This is a genomic window from uncultured Mailhella sp. (assembly GCF_944324575.1).
Lineage (GTDB): Bacteria > Desulfobacterota > Desulfovibrionia > Desulfovibrionales > Desulfovibrionaceae > Mailhella.
In genome coordinates this window covers 1-10265 of sequence record NZ_CALUWV010000168.1, presented here as the reverse complement: position 1 = coordinate 10265, position 10265 = coordinate 1, and the positions used below count along the sequence as shown (strand labels likewise).

Here is a 10265-nt window from a genome sequence, read left to right as displayed (position 1 = left end):
CGAGGCGTTTTCTATTATTACAGACTTCTTTGCTTACGCGGACAAGCATTTTGAAGACACTAATTCTGGCTCTGAAGCTTATCTGTGGGAGTATGTGAAATGGTACGAAGAGTTTCCTGACGTGGGCTTCATCGAACATCTGCTGGCTGAACTTGACTGGAGCGATTTTCTGTTCATTCGCATCGGGGAAGAGCTGGAGGATATCGACACAAGGGGCAGCTTCTGGGATAACCTCTTCGACCTTGGCATCAGCAGAAGCATAATCATAAGCGATCCCACCGACTGAAACAAAGCAACATCATAAATCACAAGCCCTGTTCATCTTGCATGGACGGGGCTTTTCTTTTTGGGAGGAACCATGCCTCATCCTGTTCAACTCGATGCCGGTCAAATCTTCAGCGGCAAATCCTCCGGCACTATGATTTTCGGCTATGACGCACCCTCGGAATACACGCCGTCCATCGATCCCAACTATCTTTTCCATGAGTCCAGCCGTGATGTAATCGTCTGGTTTCTTATGCAAAATCCAGAACCGCTGTATATCTGTGGGCCCACCTCTGCCGGGAAATCAAGTCTCGTTCGTCAGATTGCGGCGCGGCTCAATTACCCGGTTTTTGAGGCTACCGGACATGACCGACTGGAGTTCCCTGATTTGGTCGGGCATCTCTCCATACAGAACGGCAACATGGTCTTTGAGGATGGACCGCTTACTCTGGCCATGAAGATTGGCGGCGTATTCCTGTTCAATGAGGCCGACTTGTGCTCTCCTGCTACGCTTGCGGGCTTGAACACCATTCTCGATGGTTCTCCGCTCTGCATTGCTGAAAATGGTGGAGAACTGGTCAAGCCGAACCCTATGTTCCGCTTCATCGTGACGGCCAACTCCAATGGCAACAGCGACGAAACAGGGCTTTATCAGGGTGTCATGCGTCAGAACATCGCCTTTATGGATAGATTTATTGTTGTGGAAATAGACTATCCAAGACCTGAAGTTGAACGAAACCTTCTGAATCGGCTGTTTCCAGAAATCCCTGCTGAGATTACGGAAAAAATGGTCGATTTTGCCAACGATGTCAGAAAGAACTTCATGGGCAACTCCTCGGCACATGAGGCTCTGGAAGTCACGCTTTCGACACGCACGCTCATCCGCTGGGCCAGACTCACGATCGCATTCCAGCCTCTTTCCAAACAGGGAATTTCGCCCATCATGTACGCCTTGGACAGAGCTTTAGGATTCAGGGCTTCCACCACAAGCCGGGCCGCTCTTCACGAAATGGCTCAGAGAATTTTTCCTTCAATAAGCAACTAACCAATGGAGAAGATTATGGAAACTCCTATTCTGAACACGCCTTTGCAGGTTTTGGACAACATTTTAGCACTCAATTTGAACGTTACGCTTTGGTCGGCCAGAAAGAAGCTCACCGCTGAAGACTTCGGTGGTGTAGAACTTCCACCGGATGATTTGGCCTCTCTCGGCTCTAAAAAAATCTGTGACCCGGCCAGACTCAACGTCTTTACCAAGCTCAAGGCTCGTGCGTTCAGTCTGCTGGATAAGCATAGCGTCCGTTTTCTTTCGGGCTGGGCCATACCGGAAGACAAGGCCGGGGATATTATTCAGGGCCTATGCGAAATCCGAGATGAGTTTTTTACGGAAAAGCAGAACTTCCTGAACGTGTACGATGCTGCCATAGCCGACTGGATAGCCCGACATCCTTCCTGGGCCAACATCATCGAAAATTCAACGGTCAGCAGGGAGTATGTGGAGTCTCGGATGGGGTTCAGTTGGCAGCTCTATCGGGTGTCTCCTGCTGCTGGGCTTGAGAGCGATCTGGCCATGACTGAATCTGGTCTGCATGAAGAGGTAGAAGGTCTCGGAAGTACACTTTTTTCCGAAATTGCCAAGGATGCTGCGGAAATATGGAAGAAGGTATTTGAAGGGAAAACGGAAGTCACGCACAAGGCACTGTCTCCCCTGAAAACGATGCGCAATAAGCTCGCCGGTCTTTCCTTCATCGACCCCAATGTGGAACCGGCTGTCTCCATGATCGACACCGCCCTCGGAAATATGCCCAAGCGTGGAAATCTGTCAGGAAACGCGCTTCTTACGCTTCAGGGCCTCGTATGCCTGCTTAAGGACAAGGAGGCACTGATTCAGCAGACACAGGCTCTCCTGGCAACCCCTGAAGAAGAAAATGCTCTGGATGGACTTTTACAAGGATTCCAACAAGAAGCTCCCGTATTGAATCTACCGCCTGAGCATAGCTACATTCCATCCAGCCCACGCCTCGATAGTTTGGGTCTGTGGTAAAAAAAGGACGCTTCTATGTCAGTCACGATGAAAGCCATGCCGCTTGTTGCCTCGATGCTGGGCAACAAGCTGGGGGTCAAAGTCGTTATCGGTTCTTCGGATACCGCATGTACCAACGGCGACACCATATTCCTTCCGCCTCTTCCTATTGACAATGAAGGAGTTCTGTACCCTCTGGTGAGCGGCTTTATTGACCATGAGGCGGCTCATATCCGGCATACGGACCTTGGCGTGTTGACGGGAATGAGGCTTACCCCTGTCGAAAAATACCTCTGGAATGCCATAGAGGACTGGAGAGTGGAGCATGAAATCATCAAACGTTATCCGGGATGTCGAGAGCATTTTATCTGGCTCATACGGCATTTTTTCTTGAAGGATACGGAAGAAGAAAAGGCTGGAGAGAATGAATCTCCGGCCTTTTCTGTTCTGTACTATGTTCTCCTGACGCTGCGTTCCTGGGATGTGCCGGAGCTGATTCGTAATTGCGAACTCGAAGCATACATCATGGAAAAACATTGGCCTGGATTACGCTCCAGTATCGACACGATCATGCAGGATATTCCAATCAGATGTCGATCTACGCAGGATTCGCTGGATTTTGCCCAAGATATTCTCCGGCTTATCGAACAGGAAGCCCAGAAGGAACAGAAATCCACCGAAAGCTCAGTACTATCCCCTTCGCCAAATGTACAGGATAACCCGCAACAACTCCAACAAAAAGGAGGCGCACAACAACCGCTCCAAGACCTTCTACAAGCAACGGAAGAAGAGCTACCTCTCCCTATGGACAAGCAAATCTCCGACGCCATTTCCAGACAATATTCACCAGAAAAGCAAAAGGGAGTGAGCGTAGCCGTAGAAGGTAAACTCACAACAACCGAACTTCCTGATGCACTTATCATCGAGGCTCAAACCATCTCCAGAGCTTTACGGACGAAACTTCAGGGGCTTCTTCAATCTCAGGTATTGCGGCGTTCCAGTCCTTCACGACATGGAAAATTATGTGGGCATGGTCTCTACCGAATTGCCGTCCATGATCCCAGACTGTTCCTGAAAAATGAATCAGTTACGGGAATAGATACCGCTGTCCACATTTTACTGGACATATCCGGTTCTATGACAAGCAGAATAGATCTTGCTTGTGCGTCCTGTTACTCCGTGGCGCTGGCTTTGGCTGTTATTCCGGGCATCTCCGTAGGCGTTTCTGCTTTCCCTGCTGACTATGAGGATGATGTCACTGCCACTGTTTATCCGTTACTGCGACATGGTGAACGGGTTGTGAACTCTTTTAGCGTGGAAGCTCATGGCAGTACTCCATTGACTGAGGCTATGTGGTATGTACTTGGGCTGCTTTCGACACTACCTGAAAAACGCAAAGTCATGTTGGTAGTAACAGACGGATATCCTGATGATCCCGAGACTACAAAAGAAACGATAACAGTAGCACAACGAATGGGAATGGAAGTGTTAGGCATAGGTATCAACACGCCTATCATCAGCAGCATAATCCATGTCTCTGAAACCATTACAGATATCCGCGAACTGGCTCCGGCTATGTTCCGACTACTTCAACACACAATGTCTGAAAAAAGGAGGTAATTCGTGTCAGCAATAAAAACAACAACTTGGCTTGCAATTGGCATATTGTTTTTGCAGATCGCCATAAAGCTCGTGAAAGATACCGAAGACGATGAATAACCGAAGGCCCCACGGAACTGGACTCCGGGGGCCTACATGCTCAATTTTTTTTGAAATTACCCTGAAGAAAAGCAACTAGCATAACCAATTGAAATATATTTATTTTTTGTTTTTTGCATGAGTTCCCGGAGAAAAATCGGACGTAAAACAGGAGAAAATTGCTCTGCCAGACGGAGAAAAGCGGAGTTTTCTACGTCATTTATCGGGGGGGGCAGGGCATAAAAACGCCCGAAAGCAGTACGCCTTCGGGCGAAACAGAGAATGAGACGGCTATCCAACGCGTTGATATTTTGTACCACGCCCAGCGCCGATGCTTTCAAGCTGGCCTTTTTCCTTCAGGGCCTTCAAAGTCGAGCCCGCTTTATCTTCATGGCAGGAAAGAGCCAGTTCCACATCAGTGCGTTTGATTCGGGTTCTTCCGTCCGTAAAAAGCTCGAGTACCTTCCGCTCATCAGTGGTCAAGTCAACGGTGGTAACATCTGCCCTTGTGACTTCGGCACCATCAGCAGATGAAGACTCTATCTCCCCCTGAATGTCCAGATCTTGCCACGCTTTGCCAACAGAAAGCTGCCATGTCCGAGTCTGTCCTTCAAGTCCTGGCGCGGTTTTGCACTTCTCCCAAGTCATTCGGCAAATAGCGCCTTCAGATTCAAAGGCCCGCCGCAATGCTGGGCTATTTTCTTTCTCTGCTTCAAGATTACCCCGACCTTCTATCTTCAGGATGTTCTGGCTTTTGCTAGCGAGGTTGGACGAGCCTTTGAAACTGTTACCATCCTTTGTAGCATGGTGAACTATTATAACAGCAGCACCAAGACGTTCTAAACTGCGAATTACTGCAAACAACGCATCTTCATTTCCACGTGCAGATGTCGGTGCTAGTGTAATAAGATTGTCCAAAATTACGACATCACACTGGTTTTGGTGAACATAGTTGCATACTGTCCTTTCAAGATTTCCATTGAGAAGGTTACAGTCATCAACTTCAAAGGAGCGTGTTGGAATAAAACTTATGCGGTCAAGCTCATCACGGTCAAGCTCATACGATCTTGACACCTGTCCGTACCGGTTGGCAAGCTCCTCTTCCGTAAGTTCACCATCAACGACAAGAACTTTTCTCTTGCTACCTGTATTCGCAACTCCAAACATCGATTTCCCGGAAGCGATAGCCAATGCAAAACTGGCGGCTATCAGACTCTTACCTGAGTTCGATGGTCCCCAAAGAAGTGAAATCTGACCGACATTGAAGATACGGGCCAGATCATGTTTGTAATTTTCTGTACGGTCACAGCTCAGATCAGAAAATTTCTTTACTTTCGGAAGCTCTTCAGAAGCTATGGCATCAATAGAAGTGTTCTCCACAGGGATCATGCCGATGTCTTTCAAGAATCTTTCGAACTCCTCTGGTGTCATAGCGTCTTCTTTCAGCCGATATAAGAGTGCTGAAACGTCTTCTACCCGCTTCAAACTCGTAGCGTTGCGGTGAAGGTTCTGCTCCCATGCCTCACCACGGATACTTGAAAAAACAGTATCGACAAGCAGAGGCCAAGGATAAATTTTGACGTCCGCATTGACTTCCCGAAGTAGCTTGACGACATCGAAAACTGCAAAAAGCCCTTCTCTCGCACACTCAGGCAGCAGAACAACCCGATGGTAAGAAAGCACCTTGAGCTCTGCGCCTTTGGCGGCTTTTGTTCCACCGACAATGCCTGAGACTACCGCTTTAGAGGAGGGAATTTCAGCTCGCTTCACCTTCTGCCGTAACGCAAGAGCCGTGTGCAGATCAAGATGCAAAAAAACCGTGGATGCAGGGTTAGCGTCAATCTCGGTCGCCCCCAGTGGTATGTTCGGCGCACAGCATTGGCCCAACCTCAAAACCGGTGCAAGATTCCCCCATCTGTCCTTGAGAGGAGTTCGTGCTGCCAACAGGTGGAAAAAGCGGCCAGATTCTGCTTGAAATTCAATGACAGCATGGGAAATACCTCCTTGGAAATCGCGCTGAAAATCGGTGTAGACCGAAGAGTAAACCTCGTCTCCGACAACGAGCTGGGAGGGGAGTTGACTTGTATCCGTTTTTTCCAAATAATTACAATGGGTTGATGTGGTTATTGGAAATGTTTCGAACAGGTTTTCTGGGGAGATGCCGAGAAGACGTCCGAGAACCAACGCCCTGACAACCCGCGGGTAATTCAGCGTACTCGCCGCCTCCTCGATAATTGACTTCGGACGTCTTCCAGGAAAGTTCCCGATTTGCATCAAAAAGTCGTCGCGGTCTTCATCTGCAAGTGAGGCAAAACAATCTTCAACACAAGCTTCAAAGACCTTCTCTTTGAACGGTTCAGCTAAACAAGTCGGAAGTTTTGCTTTTGAACACCTCTTCATCAGGTCAATAACAAGATGCGAAAATTGAACAGGTTTTCCTGATAATACTGGACGTAGGTTGCAATTGTACGAAAAAGTTCCATTTCTATACACAGGATATTGTATCATAGATAATCTCCTGAGAAGGGGACTTCCAGTGGCATTTGAACACCTCCAACTGAAAAGCCCCCTTTCGAGGGTCAGTCGGAAGACGCAGACTCGCCAGCACTATTGCTATCAAGCCAGCCTTTGAGCCATGCAAGGAAAGACTCGCGCTCGTAAAGCACCTTACCACGTGCCAAAGTACAGGGGGGACCTTTTTTCTGAGAAGCGAGATTGGCCAGCGTACCGGGAGCGATGATGCCCGGTAAAAGCTGAGGGATGGCGCTGCGACCAAACGCAGCAGGAAGGGATTTTGAGAGGGAAGAAATGAGCGTAGAGGTGGACATAGCAACTCCATTTTTCAAAAGATGGAGCAGGTGCGAAAAGGAACCTCTTTTCGCGTCGTTATCCCCTGCTAATGGGATATCATGTCCACTGGAAAATGTGGGAGAACTATAATTATTTCAGTAATATGCGAAGACAAAATTTCTCAGTATCTCGGAGATATTCCAGGTCTCCGGGAAGGATATTTTTTCCTTCTTACACAGGCACGCCCTCTTTTTTACGCGCCGATGAGTCACCTTGCTTCATAATGACGAATCCGTCAAGCGCCTCTGGAGTCTCTGATCTCCTTGATGATTCTTGATGGAGTTTCATTGCTTTTCACTGAGCTTCACCGTTCTGCTCTCGACCGTCGAAAAAATTTTTTTAGGACTGAGTTGCGTATACCCCCTTTTACTCCCGCTGTAACGAAGCAGGATCCAGTAAAATTCTCCTTTTTTTGCCTGAAAATCTTAACTCGCCCTCACTCCATGTCCTCGGAAAATTAGGGAGACAGAAGGGAGAAATTTATAGGACACGAAAAAAGGCTTACAGAAATTATCTGTAAGCCTTTGATTTTTCTGGAGCCAGCTTGGAGACTTGAACTCCAGACCTACTGATTACGAATCAGTTGCTCTACCAACTGAGCTAAGCTGGCGCTTCGGACATTCTTTGTATTGGTTTTCATGGGGGATGTCAACACCGCAGGAGGCATTTCCCGCAGGAATGGCGACTTCTCTACTGCGCGAGGGGGACGGTGAAGAGAAACATGCCGCCCGGGCCCTTTTCCGCCCGTATCATGCCGCCGTGTCTTTCCACGATGTGCTTGCATATGGCAAGACCGAGGCCTGTGGATGATGGCGAGACCCGTTCCTTTTCCACGCGGTAGAAGCGTTCGAAAATGCGTTCGCAGTCCACCGCCGGAATGCCCGGTCCCTGATCGGACACGGTGAACACGGCCATGGACTCAAAGGGAGACGGTTCGCCGGTGACGGTAATGACGCTGCCCTCTGGGGCGTAGCGGCAGGCGTTTTCCAGAAGGTTGCGGAACACCTGCGTCATGTAGTGAGCGTCGGCCCTGATGTTCATGCCTCTGTCCATATGGATGTCCACGGTCAGGTTCTTTGCTTCCAGATGCGGTGAGCAGGAGTCGAGGGCGTCTTCCAGCACGAAGGCCGCGCGCACGCAGGTAAGCTGAAGCGGCACCGCGCCGCTCTCCAGCTTGGAGAGCTTGAGCATGTCTTCCACGAGCAGCGCCATATGTCTGGCATTGCGCAGTATGGTGGTTGTGAATTTCTGCCGGTCTTCCATGTGATGGGGCGGAAGATCCAGTATGGTTTCGGCAAAGCCTATGATGGTGGTGAGGGGGGTGCGCAGCTCGTGCGCCACTTCGCCCATGAACTCGCGGCGTCTTCTGCTCATGCGTACAAGATCGCTTATGTTGTGGAACACCACCACGGCATATGGGGCTGATTCGCTGATGAAGAGATTGTCGTGATTTTTGAGCGGCGTGATGCGCACGCTCAGAATGATGTCCTTGTCGAGCGTGATGCGGAAAGCCGGAGACGAGTGCGGGTCGGGAAGAAAGTCGTGCAGAAAGGCGTCGAGCATTTCCCGGAAGGTGGAGCCGGGTACAACGGCCGAGGCCGGCATGCCTACGGCGCTTGTGGTGAACAGGCTGCAGAAGGACGGGTTGGCCTTGAGCACCACGCCCTGCTTGTCCAGAATGAGAACGCCCTCGTCGAGACTGTCGAGAATGCTGTCGAACGATGCCTGATGCGGAACCTCAGCCTTGTCTGAAGTCCGGGGCGCGTCGTCTGCTTCCGCCGCCGTAAGATCGGTAAAGCATGATTCCCTGTTCGGAATGATGGAAGGGGCCTTCATGAGCTATCCCTTGCAGCGATAACCTATGCCGCGCACGGTTTCTATGATGTCGGCCGCTTCGCCGAGGCGCGCGCGCAGGCGCTTTATGTGCGTATCCACGGTTCTGTCGTAGCCGTCGAACTGATAGTCCCATACGGAGCTGAGCAGCTCCTCGCGGGAACGAACGCAGCCGGGGTTCTTCATGAGATCCTGCAGCAGGCAGAACTGTATGGCCGTAAGTTCCACGGGCTTGTCGTTCACGGTGACCTTGTGGGCCTGCGGGTCGAGGCACACCCCGTGACAGCGGAGCATGGGATCGTCGTCTTCCTGTATGGCGCGGCGGCGCAGCATGGCCTTCACGCGCAGCAGAAGCTCGCGGGTGTTGAAGGGCTTGACCACGTAATCATCGGCCCCGAGTTCAAAGCCCACGATGCGGTCCACGTCGTCGCCGCGGGCCGTAAGCATGATGATGGGAATATGTTCCGTGCTTCTGTCCTTGCCGAGTTCGCGGCATACGGCAAGCCCGTCCATGCGGGGCAGCATGACGTCCAGCAGTATGAGAGCCGGTCTGCGGGCGCGGGCCAGCTCCAGTGCAGTGCATCCGTCCGCCGCTTCCAGCGTGGCATAACCTTCACGCTTCAGATTGAAGACCAGCAGATCCCTGATGTCCTGTTCGTCGTCTACAACAAGAATGAGGCTTTCGCTCATGATTTCCTCAATATTGCATCAAATAAAACTTCGGAGCCTGCGACTTTCGGGAGAATGACATATTTTTATAAAAAAGAGAAGACTGTCACACAATTGACACATAACTGACCTCAGGTGGACACTGTACGTTATTATGCTGCCTTTTCATGAGGGAACAGCCAAACCTCAGAGAACAGAATGGCCGTCGTGCCCCTTGTGGCAACGGGCATGACGGCGACACCGGCTCCATACCCGCAGGAGGCCGGATAGAATCGACCCGGGATTTTCCTTTCCGTCCCGGGTCGATTCTGTTTTAAGCGGACCTTCGCGGGCTGGCTGTCACGCAACTGCCATGATTCTGCCGCGCTGCGGTCACGGGTCTGCTGTAATGTTCTTCCATCAGAAGGCGTTCCGAAGTCCTCTCTGAGCGTCGGGGAGGAGCGGAGCAGTCTCATGGTCGTCAAAAAAAGGATTCCCTCATGATCAGGATAGGCATCAACGGTTTTGGACGCATCGGCAGGTATCTGCTTCGTGTCATGCACCTTTTCCCTCAGTGTGAAGTGGTCGTCATCAACGGTCACCGTGCGAGCAATGAGGAAATGGCGTATCTGCTCAAGTATGATTCCGTGCACGGCCGCTTCCCCGGCAAGGTGGAATCCACGGAAAACGGCATTCGTCTCGACGGCCGTGAAATCATCATCACCCGCTGTGACAAGGGGGAATGGAAGTGGGGCGAATACGGGGTGGACATCGTGGTGGACACCTCCGGCACGCTGAGAAAGCGTGATCTTCTGGCCCTGCACATGAACTGCGGCGCAAAGAAGGTCATCATTTCCGCTCCCTGCAACGACGCCGACGCCACCATCGTCATGGGCGTGAACCAGGACATCTACGATCCGGCCAGACACGACGTCATTTCCGCCGCTTC

Annotated in this window: 9 protein-coding genes and 1 tRNA gene; 5 read left to right on the top strand and 5 right to left on the bottom strand. The window is 50.8% G+C overall.

Annotated elements, in window-relative coordinates:
• The 4 genes from Q0J81_RS11110 to Q0J81_RS11095 all read left to right on the top strand — a co-directional run.
• A partial coding sequence (locus tag Q0J81_RS11110; protein ID WP_294447918.1) for a hypothetical protein occupies window positions 1–286 on the top strand: 286 nt, incomplete at its 5' end.
• Window positions 287–358: 72 nt separating this feature from the next.
• Complete coding sequence (locus Q0J81_RS11105; protein WP_294447916.1) at window positions 359–1309, top strand: AAA family ATPase; 951 nt, start codon at window positions 359–361, stop codon at window positions 1307–1309.
• Window positions 1310–1324: 15 nt separating this feature from the next.
• Complete coding sequence (locus Q0J81_RS11100; RefSeq protein WP_294447915.1) at window positions 1325–2308, top strand: DUF3150 domain-containing protein; 984 nt, start codon at window positions 1325–1327, stop codon at window positions 2306–2308.
• 15 nt (window positions 2309–2323) lie between these two features.
• Window positions 2324–3907 carry a VWA domain-containing protein gene (locus Q0J81_RS11095; protein ID WP_294447914.1) on the top strand — a complete coding sequence of 528 codons (1584 nt, stop codon included), beginning with the start codon at window positions 2324–2326 and terminating at the stop codon, window positions 3905–3907.
• Between the two features lie 369 nt (window positions 3908–4276).
• Here the strand turns inward: Q0J81_RS11095 and Q0J81_RS11090 are convergent, their stop codons facing one another.
• The 5 genes from Q0J81_RS11090 to Q0J81_RS11070 all read right to left on the bottom strand — a co-directional run bounded on the left by Q0J81_RS11090 (window position 4277) and on the right by Q0J81_RS11070 (window position 9358).
• Window positions 4277–6493 (bottom strand): AAA family ATPase, encoded by a 2217-nt coding sequence (locus tag Q0J81_RS11090; RefSeq protein ID WP_294447913.1) that lies wholly within the window; start codon window positions 6491–6493, stop codon window positions 4277–4279.
• Window positions 6494–6564: 71 nt separating this feature from the next.
• Window positions 6565–6813, bottom strand: coding sequence for a hypothetical protein (locus Q0J81_RS11085; RefSeq protein WP_294447912.1), 249 nt, complete (start codon window positions 6811–6813; stop codon window positions 6565–6567).
• A 556-nt stretch (window positions 6814–7369) separates the two neighbouring features.
• Window positions 7370–7445 (bottom strand) — tRNA-Thr (locus Q0J81_RS11080).
• A gap of 80 nt (window positions 7446–7525) precedes the next feature.
• Window positions 7526–8671 (bottom strand): ATP-binding protein, encoded by a 1146-nt coding sequence (locus tag Q0J81_RS11075; RefSeq protein WP_294447911.1) that lies wholly within the window; start codon window positions 8669–8671, stop codon window positions 7526–7528.
• A gap of 3 nt (window positions 8672–8674) precedes the next feature.
• The gene (locus tag Q0J81_RS11070; RefSeq protein WP_294447908.1) at window positions 8675–9358 is read right to left on the bottom strand and encodes a response regulator transcription factor; all 684 of its coding nucleotides are present in this window, start codon (window positions 9356–9358) and stop codon (window positions 8675–8677) included.
• A gap of 458 nt (window positions 9359–9816) precedes the next feature.
• Here Q0J81_RS11070 and Q0J81_RS11065 point away from each other — a divergent pair.
• Window positions 9817–10265, top strand: a 449-nt coding sequence (locus Q0J81_RS11065) for a glyceraldehyde 3-phosphate dehydrogenase NAD-binding domain-containing protein (RefSeq protein ID WP_294447905.1), incomplete at its 3' end; no start/stop codon positions are given.